20 protein-coding genes are annotated in these 19976 nt (G+C 70.8%); 14 read left to right on the plus strand and 6 right to left on the minus strand.

Annotated elements, in window-relative coordinates; all coding sequences use genetic code 11:
* Positions 1-450: 450 nt before the first annotated feature.
* The 3 genes from mltG (LDL49_RS36545) to LDL49_RS36555 all read left to right on the plus strand — a co-directional run bounded on the left by mltG (LDL49_RS36545) (position 451) and on the right by LDL49_RS36555 (position 3972).
* A complete protein-coding gene (gene mltG, locus LDL49_RS36545) occupies positions 451-1473 on the plus strand; it encodes an endolytic transglycosylase MltG (protein ID WP_225298231.1) in 1023 nt (340 codons plus the stop codon).
* A gap of 226 nt (positions 1474-1699) precedes the next feature.
* Entirely contained in the window at positions 1700-2854 is a 1155-nt protein-coding gene (gene mltG / locus LDL49_RS36550; RefSeq protein WP_225298233.1) for an endolytic transglycosylase MltG, read from the plus strand.
* Positions 2855-3114: 260 nt separating this feature from the next.
* Positions 3115-3972 (plus strand): shikimate dehydrogenase, encoded by an 858-nt coding sequence (locus tag LDL49_RS36555; protein ID WP_225298235.1) that lies wholly within the window; start codon positions 3115-3117, stop codon positions 3970-3972.
* On the opposite strand, the gene LDL49_RS36560 is transcribed toward LDL49_RS36555, so the two are convergent.
* Together LDL49_RS36560 and LDL49_RS36565 are read right to left on the minus strand one after the other, a co-directional pair.
* Positions 3944-4363, minus strand: a complete 420-nt coding sequence (locus LDL49_RS36560; protein WP_225298237.1) for a type II toxin-antitoxin system VapC family toxin — start codon at positions 4361-4363, stop codon at positions 3944-3946. The genes LDL49_RS36555 and LDL49_RS36560 overlap by 29 nt on opposite strands.
* Positions 4360-4641, minus strand: a complete 282-nt coding sequence (locus LDL49_RS36565) for a type II toxin-antitoxin system Phd/YefM family antitoxin (RefSeq protein WP_225298239.1) — start codon at positions 4639-4641, stop codon at positions 4360-4362. The genes LDL49_RS36560 and LDL49_RS36565 overlap by 4 nt, the downstream gene beginning before the upstream one ends.
* A gap of 348 nt (positions 4642-4989) precedes the next feature.
* Between LDL49_RS36565 and infC the strand changes: the two genes are divergently transcribed.
* The 8 genes from infC (at position 4990) to LDL49_RS36605 (ending at position 12569) form a co-directional block, all read left to right on the plus strand.
* A complete protein-coding gene (infC, locus tag LDL49_RS36570) occupies positions 4990-5589 on the plus strand; it encodes a translation initiation factor IF-3 (RefSeq protein WP_225298307.1) in 600 nt (199 codons plus the stop codon).
* A 124-nt stretch (positions 5590-5713) separates the two neighbouring features.
* The gene (rpmI, locus tag LDL49_RS36575; protein WP_225298242.1) at positions 5714-5908 is read left to right on the plus strand and encodes a 50S ribosomal protein L35; all 195 of its coding nucleotides are present in this window, start codon (positions 5714-5716) and stop codon (positions 5906-5908) included.
* A gap of 23 nt (positions 5909-5931) precedes the next feature.
* On the plus strand, positions 5932-6315 hold the full coding sequence (gene rplT / locus LDL49_RS36580; RefSeq protein ID WP_219538506.1) for a 50S ribosomal protein L20: 384 nt from the start codon (positions 5932-5934) through the stop codon (positions 6313-6315).
* 163 nt (positions 6316-6478) lie between these two features.
* Positions 6479-7282 (plus strand): TrmH family RNA methyltransferase, encoded by an 804-nt coding sequence (locus tag LDL49_RS36585; protein WP_225298244.1) that lies wholly within the window; start codon positions 6479-6481, stop codon positions 7280-7282.
* A 50-nt stretch (positions 7283-7332) separates the two neighbouring features.
* On the plus strand, positions 7333-8421 hold the full coding sequence (locus LDL49_RS36590) for a sensor histidine kinase (protein WP_225298246.1): 1089 nt from the start codon (positions 7333-7335) through the stop codon (positions 8419-8421).
* A 171-nt stretch (positions 8422-8592) separates the two neighbouring features.
* Positions 8593-9633: a phenylalanine--tRNA ligase subunit alpha gene (pheS, locus tag LDL49_RS36595; RefSeq protein ID WP_225298309.1), complete on the plus strand. Its 1041-nt coding sequence runs from the start codon at positions 8593-8595 to the stop codon at positions 9631-9633.
* A complete protein-coding gene (locus LDL49_RS36600) occupies positions 9633-12188 on the plus strand; it encodes a phenylalanine--tRNA ligase subunit beta (protein ID WP_225298248.1) in 2556 nt (851 codons plus the stop codon). The genes pheS and LDL49_RS36600 overlap by 1 nt, the downstream gene beginning before the upstream one ends.
* A gap of 51 nt (positions 12189-12239) precedes the next feature.
* Positions 12240-12569: a hypothetical protein gene (locus LDL49_RS36605; protein WP_225298250.1), complete on the plus strand. Its 330-nt coding sequence runs from the start codon at positions 12240-12242 to the stop codon at positions 12567-12569.
* A 14-nt stretch (positions 12570-12583) separates the two neighbouring features.
* Here the strand turns inward: LDL49_RS36605 and LDL49_RS36610 are convergent, their stop codons facing one another.
* The 4 genes from LDL49_RS36610 to LDL49_RS36625 form a co-directional block, all read right to left on the minus strand.
* A complete protein-coding gene (locus tag LDL49_RS36610) occupies positions 12584-13876 on the minus strand; it encodes an MFS transporter (RefSeq protein WP_225298251.1) in 1293 nt (430 codons plus the stop codon).
* 134 nt (positions 13877-14010) lie between these two features.
* Positions 14011-14370, minus strand: coding sequence for a nuclear transport factor 2 family protein (locus tag LDL49_RS36615; RefSeq protein ID WP_225298253.1), 360 nt, complete (start codon positions 14368-14370; stop codon positions 14011-14013).
* Positions 14371-14413: 43 nt separating this feature from the next.
* Positions 14414-14812 (minus strand): hypothetical protein, encoded by a 399-nt coding sequence (locus LDL49_RS36620; RefSeq protein ID WP_225298255.1) that lies wholly within the window; start codon positions 14810-14812, stop codon positions 14414-14416.
* 141 nt (positions 14813-14953) lie between these two features.
* Positions 14954-16396, minus strand: coding sequence for an MFS transporter (locus LDL49_RS36625; protein ID WP_225298258.1), 1443 nt, complete (start codon positions 16394-16396; stop codon positions 14954-14956).
* 265 nt (positions 16397-16661) lie between these two features.
* On the opposite strand from LDL49_RS36625, the gene LDL49_RS36630 reads away from it, so the two are divergent.
* From LDL49_RS36630 to LDL49_RS36640, 3 genes are read left to right on the plus strand one after another with little or no spacing between them, the layout of a single operon-like run.
* Positions 16662-17060 carry an NADH-quinone oxidoreductase subunit B family protein gene (locus LDL49_RS36630; protein ID WP_225298259.1) on the plus strand — a complete coding sequence of 133 codons (399 nt, stop codon included), beginning with the start codon at positions 16662-16664 and terminating at the stop codon, positions 17058-17060.
* Complete coding sequence (locus LDL49_RS36635) at positions 17057-19039, plus strand: proton-conducting transporter transmembrane domain-containing protein (RefSeq protein ID WP_225298261.1); 1983 nt, start codon at positions 17057-17059, stop codon at positions 19037-19039. Before LDL49_RS36630 ends, LDL49_RS36635 begins: the two co-directional genes overlap by 4 nt.
* A gap of 5 nt (positions 19040-19044) precedes the next feature.
* Entirely contained in the window at positions 19045-19971 is a 927-nt protein-coding gene (locus tag LDL49_RS36640) for a respiratory chain complex I subunit 1 family protein (protein ID WP_225298263.1), read from the plus strand.
* The last annotated feature ends 5 nt before the right edge of the window (positions 19972-19976 follow it).

Raw genomic sequence — 19976 nt, forward strand, 5'->3', positions numbered from 1 at the left:
TCCGATGGTGGTGCTCTGCCCGACGGCACTTCGCCGGACGGCGGGAGGTTTTCCGGGGGTGCGCCTTCTGAGGGTGGTGCGTCGTCTGACGTTGTCTCGCCCGGCGGCGGACGGCTTCCCGGCGGTGTTCCGTCCGGCGGTGGTGCGCCTGCCGACGGCGGGCGGCTTTCTGGTGGTGGCACGTCCCACAGTGGCGCGCCTTCTGAGGGCCGTACCGCCGATGGCGGCGTCTCCGGCCCGGACTCAGGCGAATCGCTGGGCGTCGGTGGCCTCGCATCCGCGGAGGCCCGAGTCGGTGGCGGTGGCGGTGGCGCGTCTGATGCCGGAGCCGAGGCCAGAGCCGGAACCGAAGGCAGAGCCCGAGGCAGAGCCGGAGCCGAGGTCGGCGCTGGGGTTGGCGGCGGGGGCGGAAGTGTTCGTGAGGTCCGGCGGCGGGAGAAGCGGACGGCCGTGCGTACGGCGGCGCTGCTGGGTGTGGTGGTCTCGGCGTCGGTCGCCGCGCTCGGCATAGGCGTGTACGTGGCGCTCAAGCCGTACACCACCCCCGACGACTTCGAGGGGACCGGCAGCGGGCCCGTGACCGTGCGGATCCCGCCCGGTGCCAGCGCGGGCGACGTCGGCGCGGTGCTGGCCCAGGCCGGGGTGGTGGCCAGCGCGCGGTCGTTCGTGAACGCGGCCGAGGCCCGCGCCGTGGCGGGACGCCTGCGGCCGGGGCACTACCGGCTGCGCAAGGGCATGGCCGCGGGCGCCGCGCTCGACCTGCTGCTCGCGCCCGCCTCCAGGATGGTCAGGCGGGTCACCGTGCCCGAGGGCATGCGGGCGTCCGAGACGCTCGTCCGGCTGGCCGCGCAGTCCGGGCTGGCTCTGAAGGAGTTGCGGGCGGTCGACGCCGCTCTCGTCGGGCTGCCCAAATACGCCAAGGGTCTCGAAGGGTTCCTGTTCCCGGCCACGTACGAGGTCGAGCCCGGGGACAAGGCCGTCGACCTGCTGGCCGCGATGGTGGCGCGCTTCGGCGCGGCGGCGAGGCAGGTGGAGCTGGTGAAGAAGGCCCCGCACGTACATCTGACCCCGCTGGAGGCCGTCACGGTGGCCAGCATGGTCCAGGCCGAGGGCGGCAGGGACGAGGACTACCCCAAGATCGCCAGAGTGATCTACAACAGGCTCAAGCGAGACATGCGGCTCCAGATCGACAGCACGGTCCTGTACGCCCTGGGCAAGCGGACCCTGAAGGTCACCGAGAGCGACACCAAGGTCCAGTCGCCGTACAACACCTACCGGCACACCGGACTGCCGCCGGGGCCCATCTCCAATCCCGGAGAGAAGGCGCTGATAGCGGCCTTGCACCCAGCGACAGGTGATTGGCGCTGGTTTGTGACGACGGATCCGGCGCATAGAATCACCAAATTCACCGACAAAGAGAGCGAGTTCGTGAGATACCGGGAAGAGTTGCACCGAAACCTCGGGACGAAATGATGCTTGCCGGGACCCCCCTCGTCCCGCGAGGGATCTTCGAAATCTCCGAGCGGAGCCCCCGAGAGGGGGCCCGCGCGCTCTCCTCGTCCTCTAGCATGGCTACCCAGAGTGATATTCGCCGGTCGTGGGTGCACGGCCGGCGGACCCCCCGCTCGGTGACCCCCAACGGTTCGGCAGTTCCGCTTGACGCCGGCCCGTACGTACCGGGAGATTGGCCTGCGCACCTATGAACGATCTCGACATGGATTTCCTGCTCGGCGCCGAGGACGACGAAGGCTCCTCCCGGCGCCGCGGCCGAGGTAACGGCAAAGGCAGCAACCGCAGGCGTCGCAGGCGCCGTAACCGGGGCGGCTTCATCGCACCGCTGCTGGCCTTCATCGTCCTGGCGGGCATCATCGGCGGCGGCGGCTACTTCGGCTACCAGTGGGTCAGCGGCGCTCTGGTGCCCGACGACTTCACCGGCGAGGGCAAGGGCGAGGTGACCGTCGAGATCAAGGACGGCCAGACCGCCTCCGACGTGGCGGTGGAGCTGGAGCGGCAGGGGGTCGTCGCCAGCGCCAGAGCGTTCACCAACGCGATCGCCAACGCCAACAAGAGCGGGGCGCTCCAGCCGGGCCAATACACCCTGCGCAAGGGGATGTCCGCCGCCAACGCGGTGACGATGCTCGGCTCGGCCAACAAGCTGATCGTCAGGATCCCGTTCGAGGAGGGGCTGCGCCTTTCCGACGTCCTCGCCCGGCTCGCCGACAAGACCGGCAAGCCGCTGAAGGACTTCGTCGCCGCCTCCAAAGACACCAGCGAGATGGAGCTGCCCTCCTACGCGAAGGGCAGGCTGGAGGGCTACGCCTTCCCCGCCACGTACGAGTTCCAGCCGAAGTCCACGCCGGCCGAGATGCTGTCGCAGATGGTCGACCGGTTCAACCAGGCGGCGGAGAAGGCCGACCTCGTGGGCGGCGCCAAGGCCCTGCGGCACACGCCCGCCGAGATCATCACGATCGCCAGCATCATCCAGGCGGAGGCCGGCCGGCACGAGGACATGCCGAAGATCGCCCGCGTCATCTACAACCGGCTCCAGCACGAGCCGGAGATGCAGCTGAAGATGGACAGCACGGTGATGTACGCGACGAACAAGAAGGGCACGTCCGCGACCCACGCGCAGCTGCAGAGCACCTCCAAGTACAACACCTACAAGTACTTCGGCCTCCCGCCCGGCCCCATCTCCAACCCGGGCGACGCCGCGATCGAGGCGGCTCTCAACCCGGCCAAGGGTCCCTGGCTCTACTTCGTCGCCACCGACCCCAAGAGCCACATCACCAAGTTCGCCGTCACGGACGCGCAGTTCCAGGCATTGCTCAACGAATACCGCCAAAACGGTGGCTGACGCCGCCGGGTGAGCGGCGGAAGCGGGCCACGCCACCGATCTCACCGTCTTGTAACGGCGCCCGGCCATGTGCGGGCTCAGCGGCCGTCTCCCTGGAGGCCCTGAGCCCTGTACGGCGACTGGGGCCGGCCGGGCATGCCGTACAAGACAGGCATGCGGTAAAAAGCGACTGTACGGCGGGCATGCCGTACAGAAGCGGCTGCACAGAAGACATGCTGCGCAAAAACAGCAGGCAGTAAAGGCATGGAGAGGAGAACCGCGTGCGGGCAGGGGTGCTGGGGTCGCCGATCGCGCATTCGCTGTCGCCCTACCTGCATCGGGCGGCCTATCAGGCGATGGGGCTCGACGGGTGGAGCTACGAGGCCCGCGAGTGTGACGAGGCCCGGCTGCCCGGGCTGCTGCGGGAACTCAGGCCGCGCCGCGGCGAGGTGCCGGGCGACGAGGGGGCCTGGGCGGGGCTGTCGCTGACCATGCCGCTCAAGCGGGCCGTGCTGCCGCTGCTCGACACCGTCTCCGACCTGGCCGTCGAGGTGGGCGGGGCCAATACGGTGGTGTTCCGCGACGGCGCGAGCCATGGGGACAACACCGACGTCTACGGCATCGAGCGGGCGCTGGCCGAGGCGGGGGTGCCGGCACCGAGGTCGGCGACCGTGCTGGGCGGGGGCGCCACCGCCGCTTCGACGCTGGCGGCGCTGCGCAACCTGGGGCTGCACTCCGCGACCCTGCTGGTACGCGATCCCGCCAGGGCGGGGGACACGGCCGGGGTGGCCGAGCGGCTCGGGATGGCGCTGGCGATCGAGACCTTCGACAAGCTCGACGTCTCGACGCGGGTGGATCTGGTGGTGTCCACGCTGCCGAGCGGAGCGGCCGACGCCTTCGCGGCGCGGCTGGCGCGGGTGCCCGCGCTCTTCGACGTGGTCTACTCGCCCTGGCCGACCAGCGCGGCGGCGGCCGTCCAGGCCGGGGGCGGCACCGTGGTCGGAGGGTTCGGGATGCTGCTGCACCAGGCGGTGCGGCAGGTGGAGCTGATGACGGGCCGGACGGATGTGCCGGTGGAGGCCATGCGCGCGGCCGGCGAGGCGGAGATCCTCAGACGGTCGGCCAGTCGAACGGGTTGATCAACTGGACGTCGAGGCCCACGAAGTCCTTCACATTGCGGGTGACGAGGGTCCAGTCATGCGCGCGGGCCGTGGCGGCGATGAGGCCATCGACGATCGGGAGCGGCCGCACGGCGTGCATCCGCCCCCATTCCTCGGCCACGGAGGCGGTGACGGGTAGCACCCGAGTCCTGAACTGGTGCTGGAGCCGATCCAGCCAGGACTCGTAGCCACCCGCCTGCAGTGGGTCGCGGCGGCGCAGCAGTTCGATGCCTTTGCGGATCTCGCCGAACACCATGACGCTCACAAAGAGGCTGGGCCCGGTGATGGTGTCGAGCCACGCCTGCACGCTGTCGTCCCTGACCCGCTTGGTCATTTCCGACACGACATTGGTGTCGAGAACGTAGCTCACTCGATGCCCTCGAGGTCGACATCCCGCATCATGCTGCTCTTGTCGCGGGTGAGGTCGAGCGCGCTCAGATCCGGGCCCGAGAGCAGGAATTCCTTGAAGTCCGGCTGCTCTCCCTTGAGCTGGCGGTATTCCTCCATGTCCAGGATCACCGCCACATCCTGCCCGTGCCTGGTGACGATCTGCGGTCCCTCGTCATGGGCCCGGCGGACAACCTCGCTGAAGCGCTGTTTGGCCTCCTGCAGCTGCCATTTGGCCTCTTCGAGCTGTTCTACGGTCATATGCCCTCTTTCTGGCTAGTTTTCTGGACAGAATTTTACTGCAGAGACCCTGGCCAGCGGGGATGATTCGAAGAAGTCTCGTGGTTGTGGTAGCGTAGCTCACTGATCGGTCCGGCATGCCTTGCTGGACGCGCAAGCGGAGGTCTCCCTCCCACCTGAGTCGCCGAGAGGCGGCCGGGTCCAGGATCACGCCGGACTTACTCCGGGGAGCTTTCGGCCACGATGCCAAAGAGCTCAGTGGCCCCGCATGCGCGACGTGCGGGGCTTTTCGCGTTTGCGCGGAGTTCCTCGGCACCGAGCACGTACGGGAACGCAAACCTAGGAGGCCCCATCAGCACTGAGCCCCGCATCAACGAGCGTATCCGAGTTCCCGAGGTTCGCCTCGTGGGCCCGAACGGCGAGCAGGTAGGCATCGTCTCCATTCACGATGCCCTCAAGCTCGCTCAGGAGGCCGACCTCGACCTCGTCGAGGTCGCGGCCACGGCTCGACCGCCCGTGTGCAAGCTCATGGACTACGGCAAATTCAAGTACGAGTCCGCGATGAAGGCGCGCGAGGCGCGCAAGAATCAGGCGCACACGATCATCAAGGAGATCAAGCTCCGGCCGAAGATCGACCCGCACGACTACGAGACCAAGAAGGGTCACGTGGTGCGGTTCCTCAAGGCGGGGGACAAGGTCAAAGTCACGATCATGTTCCGTGGTCGCGAGCAGTCCCGGCCGGAGCTCGGCTTCCGGCTGCTGCAGCGGCTCGCGGACGACGTCCAGGAGCTGGGGTTCGTCGAGTCCCACGCCAAGCAGGACGGTCGTAACATGATCATGGTGATCGGTCCGCACAAGAAGAAGGCCGAGGCAAAGGCCGAAAAGGCCGCAGCCAAGGCACAGCGTGGCGGCGAGGAGCCTTCCGAGCTGGAGACTTCCGAGCAGGAAGCTCCCATACAGGAAGCGTGACCCGCGGTTGGGGTTAGCCTTAACAGCACACCCCGACAGCCACCCCGCCAGACGAAGACGCCGCGACCGGGTCGGCCAGCACCGGCCCGGCCACCGGCACGGACGAATTGAGGAGAGACGGCGAATGCCGAAGATGAAGACGCACAGCGGTGCGAAGAAGCGGTTCCGGCTCACCGGCACCGGCAAGGTCGTGCGCCGCCGGGCCAATCGCGCGCACTACAACGAGTGGAAGTCGTCCACGCTGACGCGCCGTCTCAAGAACGAAGTCGTCCTGTCCGACGCTGACTCCAAGAAAATCAAGAAGCTGCTCGCCAAGTAGCGCGACCCCCGGGGAGATAGAACATGGCACGCGTGAAGCGGGCGCTCAACGCCAAGAAGAAGCGCAAGGTCGTCCTCGAGCGGGCTTCCGGTTACCGTGGCCAGCGGTCACGTCTGTACCGCAAGGCCAAGGAGCAGATGCTCCACTCGATGACGTACGCCTATCGGGACCGTAAGGACCGTAAGGGTGCGTTCCGCCGTCTGTGGATCCAGCGGATCAACGCCGCTGCCCGTCAGAACGGCATGACGTACAACCGCCTGATCCAGGGTCTGCGGCTGGCCAACATCGAGGTCGACCGTAAGATCCTCGCCGATCTCGCGGTCAACGACAGCCAGACCTTCGCCACGCTCGTCGAGGCCGCCAAGAAGGCGCTGCCGGCGAACGTGAACGCCCCGGCCGCGAGCTGAGGCGCTTGACAGAGGAGCCCGGCGAGGCTCTAGCCGAGGGCCCACCTGATGGTGGGCCCTTTGCTGTGTGTACAGGCGCCACGACCGCAACCGCTCTGCGCGCAGGCGCTACGACCGGGCACGCGGCCGGTGCGACCGGCCGTACAGATCATCAGGGGAGAGCATGGCCGGATCCGAGCTGACCAACGTGAAGTCGCCGCGCGTGAAGGCCGCCAGACGGCTCGCCAAGCGCGCCTTCAGGGAGCAGGACCGCAAGTTCCTGGCCGAGGGGCCCCAGGCCGTACGCGAGGCGCTGAAGCTCGAAGGGGTGACGCTGGAGCTGTTCGCCACCGCCGAGGCCGAGCTCCGCCACCCCGAGCTGATCACCGACGCGACGCTCAAGGGCATCCCGCTCCACCGGGCCAGCGGCGAGGTCATGGCCGAGCTCTCCCAGACCGTGACCCCCCAGGGGCTGCTCGCTGTCTGCCGGCTGGTGCACGTGCCGCTCGACGACGCCCTGTCCGGCGACCCGCGCCTGGTCGCGGTCCTCGCGCACGTGCGCGACCCCGGCAACGCGGGCACCGTCATGCGCGCCGCCGACGCCGCGGGCGCCGACTCCGTGATCTTCACCGACGCCTCCGTCGACCCCTACAACGGCAAGTGTGTACGCGCCAGCGCGGGCAGCCTGTTCCACCTGCCCGTCACCATCGGTACACCGGTGGCCGCGGCCGTGCGTCAACTCAGAGAGCGCGGACTGCGCGTGCTGGCGGCCGACGGCGCGGGCAAGCACACGCTCGACGACGTCGACCTGTCGGGCCCCACCGCGTGGATCTTCGGAAACGAGGCATGGGGTCTGCCTGAGGAGGTTCTCGCCGAAGCCGACGATGTGGTCAGAGTGCCCATCTACGGACAGGCCGAAAGCCTCAACCTGGCCACCGCGGCCGCGGTATGCCTTTACTCCTCCGCCAGGGCTCAGCGAGTGCCCTAGGCGGCTGGAAACCCGCTATTGTCGGCCTTGTAGGCGGAGGAGGCGAGTTCGTGCACGGCGCAGACACCGATGGTCGAGTGGTCGCCTCCGCGTGCACGATAGCCATCGACGATCTTCCGGACGGCCTCATCGTGACCGACAGATTCGGTTGCGTGCTGGCCGTCAACCGGGCCGCCGCGCGCCTCACCGGCGTCACCGTCGAGCGGGCGGTCGGCAGGGACATGAACGAGGTCTTCCCCTTCCGCGATCATGACGGCCGCGAGTGGTGGAAGGCCCTCGACCCCGAGGGCGGCCTGCGCACCCGCAGCAGGGTGCCCGAGCGCCCCATCCACCTGCCCGGCGGGCAGGAGCTCTACGTCGCGGCCAGGCTGTCTCGCGAGCCCGAGCGGTGCGGCGACGTCGAGCGGGTTACCATCACGCTGCGTGACGGCGGCGCCCGCGCCCGGCTGGAGCGCAGCCGTGCCGACCTGGTGTCCACGGTCGCCCACGAGCTGCGCTCGCCGCTGACCAGCGTCAAGGGCTTCACCGCGACCCTGCTGGCCAAGTGGACCCGCTTCACCGACGAGCAGAAGCGCGTCATGCTCGAGACCGTCAACAACGACGCCGACCGCGTGACCAGGCTGATCACCGAGCTGCTCGACGTCTCCCGCATCGAGTCGGGCCGGCTGGAGCTGCACCGCCAGGTCGTCGACGTGCCCGCCAGAGCGCGGCGCATCATCGCGGGCCGTGTCGCCGCGGGGGAGGCCGAGGACCGCTTCCGCCTCGTCGTCGGCGACCATCTCCCCGAAATGTGGCTCGACCAGGACAAGGTCGACCAGATCCTCGGTAACCTGATGGAAAACGCGGTGCGCCACGGACGCGGCACCGTCACCATAGACATCGAGTCCGTCGGATGGGGAGTTGCCGTGTCGGTGCGCGACGAGGGCGAGGGCATCGCGCCCGAGCTGGCTCCGCGCGTCTTCCGGCAGTTCTGGCGCGGCAACAGCCGCCGGCGTGGCGGCACCGGGCTCGGCCTGTTCATCGTGAAGGGCCTGGTCGAGGCGCACGGCGGCACGATCACCGTGCAGCGCGCGCCCGAGGGTGGGGCGGAGTTCCGATTTACCGTGCCCACCGGCACACCCGACTTCGCCACGGTGTAGTTCGCCACAGTGCGGGCCGCGCGCCCCGATCGCGGGAAGCGCGCGGGAGTCGGGCCCGGTGGGCGGATCCCACTAGACTCTGTCACGCTCAAGCCCTGGATACGGAGCTCACTCTTGTCTGACTACGACCCCGTCGAGGTGACACCGTTGCATGCCGACGAGGTGTCCCGCATGGAGGCCGACGCCCTGGCGGCGATCAAGACGGCCGGCGACCTCGACGCACTCAAGCAGGCGCGGCTGGCCCACGCGGGCGACCGCTCGCCCATCGCGCTGGCCAACCGCGAGATCGGCGCCCTGCCTCCCAAGGCCCGTGCCGAGGCCGGCAAGCGCGTCGGCGGCGCCCGCAAGGCGATCAACGAGGCGCTCGCCGCCCGGCAGGCCGAGCTGGAGGCCGAACGCGACGCCCGGGTGCTCGTCGAGGAGGCCGTCGACGTCACCCTGCCGTGGGACCGGCAGCCGCGCGGCGCCCGCCACCCGCTGACCACCATGCAGGAGCGCATCGCCGACACCTTCGTCGCGATGGGCTACGAGGTGGCCGAGGGCCCCGAGCTCGAAGGTGAGTGGTTCAACTTCGACGCCCTCAACATCGCCAAGGACCACCCGGCCCGCTCCGACCACGACACCTTCTTCGTGGAGTCCACCGAGTCGGGCATGGTTTTGCGCACCCAGACCTCGCCGGTGCAGGTCCGCGCGCTGCTGCAGCGGGGCGCGCCGTGCTACGTCATCTCGCCGGGCAAGGTGTTCCGCACCGACGAGCTCGACGCCACCCACACCCCCGTCTTCCACCAGGTCGAGGGCCTGGCGATCGACGTGGGGCTGACGATGGCCCACCTCAAGGGCACGCTCGACCGCTTCGCCGAGGTCATGTTCGGCGAGGGCATCACCACCAGGTTCCGGCCCAACTACTTCCCGTTCACCGAGCCGTCGGCCGAGATGGACCTCAAGTGCTTCGTCTGCCGCGGCGCCTCGGCGATCCCCGGCAACCCGCCGTGCCGCACCTGCAAGTCCGAGGGCTGGATCGAGTGGGGCGGCTGCGGCATGGTCAACCCGCGCGTGCTGATCGCCTGCGGCGTCGACCCGTCGACATATTCGGGCTTCGCGTTCGGCATGGGCATCGAACGCACGCTGATGTTCCGCCACAACGCTGAGGACATGCGCGACATGGTCGAGGGAGACGTGCGCTTCACGCTTCCGTTCGGATTGGAGATCTGATGAAGGTCCCGCTCTCCTGGCTGCGGGAGCACGCCGATCTCCCGGCGGTCACCGCCCAAGAGGTGGCCGACAAGCTCACCGCGGCCGGGCTCAAGCTCGAGTCGATCACCTCCCACGGCCACGACGTGAAGAACGTCGTCGTCGGCGAGGTGCTCGAGATCGAGGAGCTGACCGGTTTCAAGAAGCCGATCAGGCACTGCAAGGTCGAGGTCGGGGAGGCGATGCCGCGCGAGATCGTCTGCGGCGCCACCAACTTCGCCGTCGGCGACCGCGTGCCGGTCGTGCTGCCGGGCGGCGTGCTGCCCGGCGGCTTCGAGGTCGGCGCGCGCAAGACCTACGGGCGGCTGTCCGAGGGCATGATCTGCTCCGAGCGGGAGCTCGGTCTCGGCGACGACCACGGCGGCATCATGGTCCTGCCCGCCGGCACGCCGATCGGCGCGGACGTGGTCGAGCTGCTCGGGCTCCGCGACGACGTCATCGAGCTGGAGATCACCCCCGACATCGGTTACGCGCTGTCGGTCAGGGGCGTGGCGCGCGAGGCCGCGACCGCCTTCGACGTGGCCTTCCACGACCCCGCCGACGTCGAGCTGCCCGCCGCCGAGGAGCAGGCGTGGCCCGCCTCGATCGGCGACCCGACCGCCTGCGACAGGTTCGTGCTGCGCGAGGTCACCGGCTTCGACCCGGCCGCCCAGAGCCCGCTCTGGATGCGCGTACGGCTGACGCGGGCCGGCATGCGCCCGGTGTCGCTGGCCGTCGACATCACCAACTACCTGATGCTGGAGCTCGGCCAGCCGCTGCACGCCTTCGACCGGGCCAAGCTCACCGGCGAGATCGTCGTACGCCGGGCCGGGCAGGGCGAGCGGCTCGAAACGCTCGACCACGTCACCCGCGAGCTCGACCCCGACGACATCCTGATCACCGACCAGTCGGGCCCGATCTCGATGGCGGGCACGATGGGCGGACTGGAGACCGAGATCTCCGGCGAGTCGACCGACATCGTCATCGAGGCCGCGCACTTCTCGGCGACCGGCATCTCCCGGGAGTCGCGCAGGCACAACCTCGTGTCCGAGGCGTCCAAGCGGTTCGAGCGCGGCGTCGACCGCGAGCTGCCGCTGGTCGCCTCGTGGCGGGCGGTGAGCCTGCTGGCCGAGCTGGGCGGCGCCACCGTGCGGCCGGGCCTGACGCACGCCGAGGTCGAGGTCGAGCCGGCGCGCATCGCCATTCCGGCGAGCCATCCAGGCGACGTGGCCGGCGTGCCCTACTCCAAGGAGACCGTCGTACGCCGCCTGGAGCAGGTCGGCTGCGTCGTGACCGAGGGCGACGACCCGGCCGTGCGCCGGGGCGGCGTCGACCCGACTGGGGTCGTGACCGGCGGCGAGCTGGCGGCCAAGCTGGCCGTCACCGGCGACGACATGCTCACGGTCACCCCGCCGTCCTGGCGGCCGGACCTCACCGACCCCAACGACCTGGCCGAAGAGGTCATCCGCCTCGAAGGCTACGAGCGCCTGCCCTCCGTGCTGCCCAAGGCGCCGGCCGGCGCCGGGCTGACCGAGGGGCAGCGGCTGCGCAGGCGGGTCGGCCGGGCCCTGGCCGCCGCCGGTTATGTCGAGGTGCTCGCCTACCCGTTCATCAGCGAGGGCGACTTCGACGCGCTGCAACTGCCCGGCGACGACGCCCGCCGCCGCGCCCTGCGGCTGGCCAACCCGCTGGCCGAGGATGAGCCGCTGCTGCGCACGACGCTGCTGCCCGGGCTGCTCAAGACCCTGGTACGCAACACCGGGCGGGGCTTCTCCGACGTGGCGCTGTTCGAGTCGGGGCCGGTCTACCGGCCACGTGAGGGAGCGCCGGACACCGCGCCGGTGCTGGGTGTCGAGCGCAGGCCCAGCGATGACGAGCTGGCCTCGATCGCCACTGCTCTGCCCGACCAGCCGCACCGGGTCGCCGTCGTGCTGGCCGGCGAGTTCGAGCGGTCCGGCTGGTGGGGCCAGGGTCGTCAGGAGTGCTGGGCCGACGCCGTACAGGCGGCCCGGCTGGTGGCGGCCGAGGCGGGAGTCGAGCTGTCGGTCATCGCCGACCAGCACGAACCGTGGCACCCCGGCAGGTGCGCCGCCCTCTACGTCGGTGACACGCTCGTCGGCCACGCCGGCGAGCTGCACCCGCGCGTAGCCGAGGCCTACGGGCTGCCGCCGCGCACCTCGGCGATGGAGCTGGAGCTGTCCAAGCTGGAGCCGGCCATGCCGGGTCCGGTCGACGCGCCGGCCGTCTCGTCCTACCCGGTCGCGACCCAGGACGTGGCGCTGATCGTGCCCGACTTCACGCCGGTCGCCGACGTGGAGGCGGCGCTGCGTGACGGGGCGGGCGAGCTGCTGGAGTCGATCCGGCTGTTCGACGTCTACGCGGGGGAGCAGGTGGGGGAGGGCAACAAGTCGCTCGCCTACACCCTGCGCTTCCGCGCGGCCGACCGCACGCTGACGGTGGAGGAGACGACGGCGGCTCGCGACGCCGCCGTGGCCATGGCCGCCGACCGCGTCGGCGCCCAGCTCCGCGGCGCCTGAGCGGCCAGTCGCCACGAGGTCCGGTACGGTCCGCCGTACCGGACCTCACGCATGAGTCCCCCAGTACCAGACCTGACGCATGAGTCCGGCGTACGCGGCATCGCGCATGAGTCCGCCGTGCCGGGCCGCACGCATGAAAGGCCGGAGATGAGGCATCTGCTGGTGTTCGCCGAGCGCGACGACGCCGAGGAGGTGGCGGAGGCGCTGGGCGAGCGCTTCCCCGCGCTGGGGACACCCCAGGTGGTACGGGAGACGCTCGCCGGAGAGGACGACGCCGAGGACGCGCAGTGGCTGGTCGTCCTGGAAGGGCTCGACGAGGGCGGCCTGCCGGAGGTCGACGCCCTCGTGGAAGACCACGACGGCTGGCGCGAGCCGGGCTGACCACAGCCACGGCTCTAGGCGGGGAGGCGGCCCTCTCGGCGGGTCTTCTCGGCGAGCGCGTGCTCGTCGGTGCGTGAGTCGTACCCGCGGAACTTCGGCAGCACCGCCGCCAGCCCGGCCACCGCCGCGACGCACAGCACGCCGCCCGCGCCCAGGGAGAACCGGGCGCCGCCCCACTGCGCCATCAGCCCGGCCCGGGCGTTGCCGAGCATCGGACCACTGGCGTAGGACAGCAGCTCGATGCCGGCCAGTCTGCCCCGCAGCTCGTTTGGGATCGTCTGGTTCCACATCGTCATGCGGAAGATGCCGCTGATCATGTCGGCCGCCCCGGCCAGCGCGAGGCAGAGGAAGATCGCCCAGACATTCGGGATCACCGCCGCCAGCGCCATCGCGGCACCCCAGAGCGTCGCCGCGATGATCACGCCCATGCCCTGGCGGTGCACACGCGCCGTCCAGCCGCCGGTGAGCGAGGCCACGAGGGAGCCCACGGCACCCGCCGAATAGAGCAGCCCGAGCGCCTGAGGCGCGCCGAGCTGGTCGGCCAGGAACGGGAACAGCGCCGTCGACATCGCGAACAGCATGGCGGCGATGTCGACCAGGTAGGTGCCGACCAGGTCACTCCGCCCGGCCGCGTAGCGCACGCCCTCGACCAGCGAGCTCAGCGACGCGGGCGCGGCGTCCTCGGCGGGCGGCACAGCCTTCATCCGCCAGAGCAATGCCAGGGACAGGACGAAGCTCACCGTGTCGAGGCCGTAGGCGACGGCCGTGCCGAACGCCGTCACCAGCAGCCCGCCGAGCGCCGGGGCGACGATCGCGCCGAGGTTCCAGCGCAGGCTGGCCAGCACCGCGGCCGCGGCGAGCTGGTCGTGCCTGACCACCTGCGGGATCAGCGCCTCCAGGCTGGGCCGCTGCAGGCAGCCGATGCCCATCGCCAGGGCGCCGACCACGTAGAGGACCCAGACCTGCGGGTGGGGGAGCAGCGAGTTGACCATGAGCAGTCCCGAGGTCACCATCAGACCCAGCTCGCTGAGCAGGATGACCGTGCGCCGGTCGAGCGCGTCGGCGATGGCGCCGCCCCACAGCCCGCACACCACCATCGGCACGAACTCGGCCAGGCTCACCAGACCGACCGCCACGTAGGAGCCGGTGAGCTCCTTCATCTGGTACGGCACCGCGACCATGGTGATGAACGTGCCGAACATCGTGATGACACCCGACGTCATGAGCAGCCGATAGTCGCGCGAGTCGCGCAGCGGGCCCAGGTCGGGCGCCAGCCCGCGGAACAGGCGTTTCAGTTGATCGGCCACGAGGTCCGATTCTGCGTCGTGGCCCTTGGCACGGGCAAGCGGTTTATCTTGCGCCCCTCGGTACGGGCAAGCGGTTCATCCGGCACAAGGCTGGGCCCCCCGGAGTGTCTCCGGGGGGCCCAGTGAAGCCGTGTTCAGGCGGCAGGCACCTTGTCCAGGAAGCCCAGGACCCTGGCGATCCGGCCGTCCGCGGCCAGCTGCACCACGTCGAACCCGACCACCACCGGCTCCTCACCCGCCGGGCCCAGGTGCCAGGTGAACCGGGCGATGTCGTGGTGGGCGTCGTACACCTCGCCGGGGCTGAACACGAAGCCCGGGAACATGCCCTGCGCGCCCTCGATCAGCGCGGCGAGCCCGGCGTGGCCGGAGACCTCGGCCAGCGGGTCGGTGTAGGTGGCGTCCTCGGTCCACACCTCGGCCACGGCCTTGGCACGGGCGTCGGCGTCGGTCTCGTTCCAGGCGGCGATGTAGCGGTCGATCAGCTCGTTGCTCATAATTATCTGCCTTTCAGGTGATATCGGAAGAGGAGGGAGAGGGTCAGCGGAGCCGGCGCAGGCCCGTGATCTGCAGCTCGGCGAAGACGCCGACCACGATGGCCTGGGCGATCGCCCACACCGCGCCGATTGTGGTGAACTCCGCCACCCCGGTGACCACGGTGGCCACGCTGCCCAGGGTCCAGACGGCGTTGAGCGCGATCACGGCCTTGGTCGCCGCCGGGCTGATCGCGCGGCGGCCGGCCAGCAGGCCGACCGCCACGCCGTACACGAGGAGGAAGACGCCGATCGCCCTGAGCAGGCCCGCGTCCGGGCCGAGCAGGTCACTCGCGGGACCGGCGGCGGCGAGGTAGACGAGCCCGTTGACACCGGTGACGACGGCGTCGAGGGCCAGCACCACGCGCAGGAACCTGGCCTGGTCGGTCACAGTGAGGGCGGTCATTTCGGCGCTCCCTTCGAGCGGTTCGTTCGGACATGAGAAACATGTCAGCCGGGGCGGGGGCGCCGCGATTACGCCAGAGGTAATGCGGGCGCTTATCTCCGGCTCCACCTGGGGGCGCGGCCCGAAAACTCGTCTCCGACGTCAGCCGCGCGCCTTCTTCGGGAGCAGGAAGCCGATCGCGAAGGCGACGGCGGTCAGGCCCAGCGTGATCAGTGTCACCGAGGCGGCGGCCTGCACCGCGTCGAGTTCGGCGGTGCCCGGCAGGTGGGAGCCGAGCCGGCCGAAGAACACCGTGCCCAGGACGGCGATGCCGAGAGAGGCGCCGAGTTGCTGGATGCTCTCCAGCGCCCCGGAGGCGGAGCCGACCTCGTGGTCCTCGACGTCGCCCATGATGATGCCGAACAGCGGGACGAAGATCATGCCCATGCCCACCCCGTACGCCAGCAGCGGGAAGGCCAGCTCCCAGTCTCCGGTGCCGCCGAGCCGCAGGACCACGTAGAGGGCCGCGATGCCGGCCGCCATGATGGCCAGGCCGAGATGCAGGATCCGGCGGCCCAGCACGGCCGTCCTGGCCCCGGCGAACGCGGTGCCGAAAAAGGCGCCGACGGCCCAGGTCGCCATCGTCAGGCTGGCATGCAGCGCCGTGTAGCCCAGCCCGAGCTGCAGGAACATTCCGACCGCCAGCCCGAAGCCGCAGACCGCGCCGAAGAACACGATCACGAAGGCGATGCCGGAGGCGTAGGAGCGACGGCGGAAGACGCTCGGCTCGACCAGCGTGGTGGCCCCGGCCCGCTTGCGGCGCAGCTGGTGCAGCCCGAACGCGCCGAACACCGGCACCGAGGCGGCCATCATCACCAGCGACCAGCCCGGCCAGCCCAGCTCGCGGCCCTGGACCAGCGGGTAGATCAGCAGCAGCATCCCCGCTCCCGCCAGCACGCTCCCACCCAGGTCGAGCCGGGTCGAGCGGGCCGAAGCCGTCACGGCCGGCAGCACCCGTGAGCCGACGATCAGCGCGTACGCGCCGAGCGGCAGGTTGATCAGGAAGATCATGCGCCAGCCGGTGCCCAGCACATCCGCGTCGACCAGCAGCCCGGCGACGACCGGCCCGAGGATCGTGGCCAGGCCGATGACCGGGCCGAACGCGCCGAACGCCTTGCCCAGCTCGGCGGGTGGGAACAGATCGCGGATCAGGCCGAAGCCCTGCGGGATCATGACGGCTCCGGTCAGGCCCTGCAGCACCCGGGCCACGATCAGCACCTCGGGCGTGGGCGACAGCGCGCAGGCCAGCGAGGTGAGGACGAAGCCGGCCGTACCGAGGAGCAGCATGCGCCGTCGGCCGAACATGTCGCCGAGCCGTCCGCCGGTCAGCAGCCCCACCGCCAGCGCCAGGGTGTAGCCGGCGGCGATCCACTGGAGCGCGGCGTAGCCGCCGCCCAGGTCCGCCTGGATGGCCGGGCCGCCGACGCTCACCACGGTGGAGTCGAGCAGGTTCATCAGCGTCGCGCCGAGGACGGCGGACAGGCCGAGCCAGCGGTGCTCGCGGACGGTCGTCTCGGTGGCCGGCGCCTCGAGTATTGCGGTCATTGAGGAGTCCTCCAGATAGCGGAACGGATCGCTCTGTTCTAAACAGAGTCTATGGGAACGGAATGATTTATTCCATAGATGGATTCAAGATCTTTGGGAATGAAGGCTCCGGGTCGCCCGCGAGCGCGGCATAGTGGTCAGCCCGGCAAGAGGATGGTGTTTTCCCAGGTCGGAGCGATGGGGGGTCGCTGTGGGTCTGTGGCGAAAAATTCTGAGAACAGGGCGGATGGCCGAGCCGCCGATGGAACGTGCCAAAAGTCAAGGAATGCTGGAACTGGCGGGATCGGTGCAGATCCGCCACGTGGACGCGGGCTCGTGCAACGGCTGCGAGGTGGAGATCGCCTCGGTCTTCGGGCCGGTCTACGACGCGGAGCGCTACGGCGCCCGGCTGGTCGCCTCGCCGCGGCACGCCGACGCGTTGCTGGTCACCGGGCCGGTCACGCGCAACATGGAGATGGCGCTGCGCCGCACCTACGAGGCCGTGCCGGAGCCGCGCATGGTGATCGCGCTGGGCGACTGCGCGCGTGACTGCGGGGTGTTCGCGGGCGCGTACGGCGTCGTGGGCGCGGTGGGTGACGTGGTGCCGGTCGACGTCGAGGTGACCGGCTGCCCACCGCCGCCGGAGGCGATCATCGAGGCGCTGCGCGGGATGACCGGGCGATGATCCTCTACGCGTGCGCCCTGGGCCTCTGCCTGACCGCCGCCCTCGTCGCCCTGCTGCCCGCACGCGCGGTCACCGTCGCGGCCGAAGTGATCACGGCGCTGGCCGGCGTGGTGGCGGCCGTGGCGGGGGCGCGGGCGACGCTCGGCCACGGCTGGTCGGCCTGGCTGCCCGACCTGCTGCCCCTGGGCGGTCTGCGCCTGGCGCTCGACCCGCTCGGTGGCCTGTTCACCGCCATCACGGGCGCGGTGACGGTGTGCGCGGCGATCCACGGCATCGGCTCCGGCGCGGCCAGGGCGACGCGGGCGGTCATACCGCTGTTCGTGGCGGCGCTGCTGCTGGTGCCCGCGGCTGACAGCGTGAGCACGTTCCTGTTCGGCTGGGAGCTGATGGCGATGACCTCGCTCCTGCTCGTGGCGGCCGAGCACCGCGACCGGCCGTCGGTCGGGAAGGCCGCGCTGTGGTACGCCGTCATGACCCACCTCGGCCTGGTGACGATCATGTGCGGCCTCTGCTACCTGGCGGCCGGAGCCACGGGCGACGGCTTCGACCAGCTGCGCGCCGCCGAGCTGTCGCCCGCGGCCAGGGACGTGATCTTCCTGGCCACTCTGGCCGGGTTCGCGGCCAAGGCCGGGATCGTGCCGCTGCACGTGTGGCTGCCAAGGGCCTACCCGGCCGCGCCCGGTCACGTGTCGCCGCTGATGAGCGGCGCCATGGTCAACATGGGCGTCTACGGCGTGGTCAGGGTCGGGCTCGACCTGCTGCGCGGCGGTCCCGTCTGGTGGTGGTGGATCGTCCTGGCGCTCGGCGCCCTGTCCGCGCTGTACGGAGTGCTCCACGCCGCCATGGCCACCGACCTGAAGCGGCTGCTCGGCTACTCCTCGACCGAGAACATGGGCCTGGTGCTCATCGGCGTCGGCGCGGCCGGCTTCTTCGCGGCCGACGGCGCCGGCCCCCTGGCCGCCCTCGCCCTCACCGCGGCCCTGCTGCACGTGGTCAACCACGCCGCGTTCAAGACACTGCTGTTCCAGGCGGCCGGTTCGGTCCAGCGGGCGACGGGCACCCGGGATCTCGACGCGCTCGGCGGCCTGCGCACCCGCATGCCGTACACCACGGCCCTGTTCGCCGTCGGCGCCCTGTGCGCGTCGGCGCTGCCGCCCGGCAACGGCTTCGTCAGCGAATGGCTGCTGCTGCAGAGCCTCATCCACGCGCTGCCCGCCTCGGGGGTGGCAGGGGCGGTCACGATGCCGCTGGCCGTGGGCGCCATCGCGCTCACGGCGGGGCTGGCGGTGGCCACGTTCGTGAAGGCGTTCGGCGTCGGGTTCCTGGCCCGGCCGCGCAGCCCGGCCGCCGAACGGGCGGCGGAGAGCCCGCGTACGGCGATCTGCGGGACGGCGCTGGCGGCGGCGGCCTGCCTGCTGCTCGCGCTCGACCCCGCGCTGGTCCTGCCCGCGCTCACCGCGGCCGTCACGCGGGTGATCCCGGTGGGCCGGCCGGTCACCGGAGAGGTGACCCTCCGGCTGAGCGCGATCACCGGCTCGATCTCGCCGGTCCTCATCGCGCTCGCGCTGGCCGGGGCCGTGGCGGCGGTGCTGTCGCTGGTCCGCGCGGTGGCCACCCGGCGCGTACGACGGCCGGCCCGCCTGTGGGACTGCGGAGCGGGACCGGTCTCGGCCCGCATGGAGTACACCGCCACCTCCTTCGCCGAACCCCTGCAGCGGGTCTTCGTCGACGCCCTGCAACCGGAGAGCGCCATCGACGTGACGGTCGTCAAGGAGTCGGCCTACCTGGTGCAGCGGGTACGGTTCCGCGCCAGGGTGCCCGACCGGGTCGAACGGCTGCTGTACGAGCCGGTGCTGGCCGCCGCCGTCAGGCTGGGCTCGCAGGCGCGGCGGCTGGCCGACGGCAGCGTCCACCGCTACCTGTCCTACGGCTTCTACGCGCTGACCGGCGTGCTGATCGTGCTGGCGGTGATCTCGTGATCGCCATGGTGCTGCAAGTGCTCGTGGTGGCCGCCGGGGCGCCGCTGCTGGCCGGCCTGATGCGCCAGGTCAGGGCCCGCCTGGAGGGGCGCGCGGGCGCCGGGGTGCGGCAGCCGTGGCGCGACCTGCGCAAGCTGGCCCGCAAGGAGCGCATCGCACCGCACGGCACCGGCTACCTGTTCCGTGCGGCGCCGCCGTTGCTGGCCGGGACCACGCTGGTGGTCGCGGCGGCGGTGCCGCTGGTCACCGCCGCCTCGCCGCTCGACGGCGTCGCCGACCTGTTCGCGGTCGCCGCGCTGCTCGCGCTCGGCTCGGTGGCGCTGGCACTGGGTGGGCTCGACACGGGCACCGCGTTCGGCGGGATGGGCGCCAGCCGGGAGATGACCGTGCTCGCCCTGGTCGAGCCGACGATCCTGCTGGCCGTCTTCGCGCTGTCGATCCGCGTGGGCACCACCGACCTCGGCGCGATCGTCACCGAGACCGCGAGCAGCCCGCTGTCGGTCATCTCCCCGGTGAGCCTGCTGGCCGCCGTCGCGCTCGCGGTGGTCACGATCGCCGAGTCGGGCCGGATCCCGGTGGACAACCCGTCGACCCACCTGGAGCTGACGATGATCCACGAGGCGATGATCCTGGAGTACGCCGGCCCCGACCTGGCGCTCATCGAGTGGGCCTCGGCGATGCGGCTCACGGTCATGCTCGGGCTGTTCACCGGGCTGTTCGCGCCGGCCGGCATCGCCACCGCGGGCGCCGGGCCGATCATGCTGCTGGTCGCCGTGGTGGCGTTCGCCCTGAAGGTGGCGCTGCTGGGCGGCGTGCTGGCGGCCGGTGAGGTGTTCATGGCCAAGCTGCGCCTGTTCCGCGTCCCCGAGCTGCTGGCCGGCTCGTTCCTGATGGCCCTGCTGGCGGTCGCCGCCTCCTTCTTCCTGGCGTGAGTGAG

The sequence above is a fragment of the Nonomuraea aurantiaca genome (assembly GCF_020215705.1).
GTDB lineage: Bacteria > Actinomycetota > Actinomycetes > Streptosporangiales > Streptosporangiaceae > Nonomuraea > Nonomuraea aurantiaca.

What these genes read in the sequence shown, in the direction of transcription:
- mltG (WP_225298233.1), top strand. Translation starts at nt 1,700, where the DNA reads ATGAACGATCTCGACATGGATTTCCTGCTCGGCGCCGAGGACGACGAA.
- LDL49_RS36565 (WP_225298239.1), bottom strand. Translation starts at nt 4,641, where the DNA reads ATGACCGTAGAACAGCTCGAAGAGGCCAAATGGCAGCTGCAGGAGGCC.
- rpmI (WP_225298242.1), top strand. Translation starts at nt 5,714, where the DNA reads ATGCCGAAGATGAAGACGCACAGCGGTGCGAAGAAGCGGTTCCGGCTC.
- rplT (WP_219538506.1), top strand. Translation starts at nt 5,932, where the DNA reads ATGGCACGCGTGAAGCGGGCGCTCAACGCCAAGAAGAAGCGCAAGGTC.
- LDL49_RS36585 (WP_225298244.1), top strand. Translation starts at nt 6,479, where the DNA reads ATGGCCGGATCCGAGCTGACCAACGTGAAGTCGCCGCGCGTGAAGGCC.
- pheS (WP_225298309.1), top strand. Translation starts at nt 8,593, where the DNA reads ATGGAGGCCGACGCCCTGGCGGCGATCAAGACGGCCGGCGACCTCGAC.
- LDL49_RS36600 (WP_225298248.1), top strand. Translation starts at nt 9,633, where the DNA reads ATGAAGGTCCCGCTCTCCTGGCTGCGGGAGCACGCCGATCTCCCGGCG.
- LDL49_RS36605 (WP_225298250.1), top strand. Translation starts at nt 12,240, where the DNA reads ATGAGTCCCCCAGTACCAGACCTGACGCATGAGTCCGGCGTACGCGGC.
- LDL49_RS36615 (WP_225298253.1), bottom strand. Translation starts at nt 14,370, where the DNA reads ATGAGCAACGAGCTGATCGACCGCTACATCGCCGCCTGGAACGAGACC.
- LDL49_RS36620 (WP_225298255.1), bottom strand. Translation starts at nt 14,812, where the DNA reads ATGACCGCCCTCACTGTGACCGACCAGGCCAGGTTCCTGCGCGTGGTG.
- LDL49_RS36625 (WP_225298258.1), bottom strand. Translation starts at nt 16,396, where the DNA reads ATGACCGCAATACTCGAGGCGCCGGCCACCGAGACGACCGTCCGCGAG.
- LDL49_RS36630 (WP_225298259.1), top strand. Translation starts at nt 16,662, where the DNA reads ATGCTGGAACTGGCGGGATCGGTGCAGATCCGCCACGTGGACGCGGGC.
- LDL49_RS36635 (WP_225298261.1), top strand. Translation starts at nt 17,057, where the DNA reads ATGATCCTCTACGCGTGCGCCCTGGGCCTCTGCCTGACCGCCGCCCTC.
- LDL49_RS36640 (WP_225298263.1), top strand. Translation starts at nt 19,045, where the DNA reads ATGGTGCTGCAAGTGCTCGTGGTGGCCGCCGGGGCGCCGCTGCTGGCC.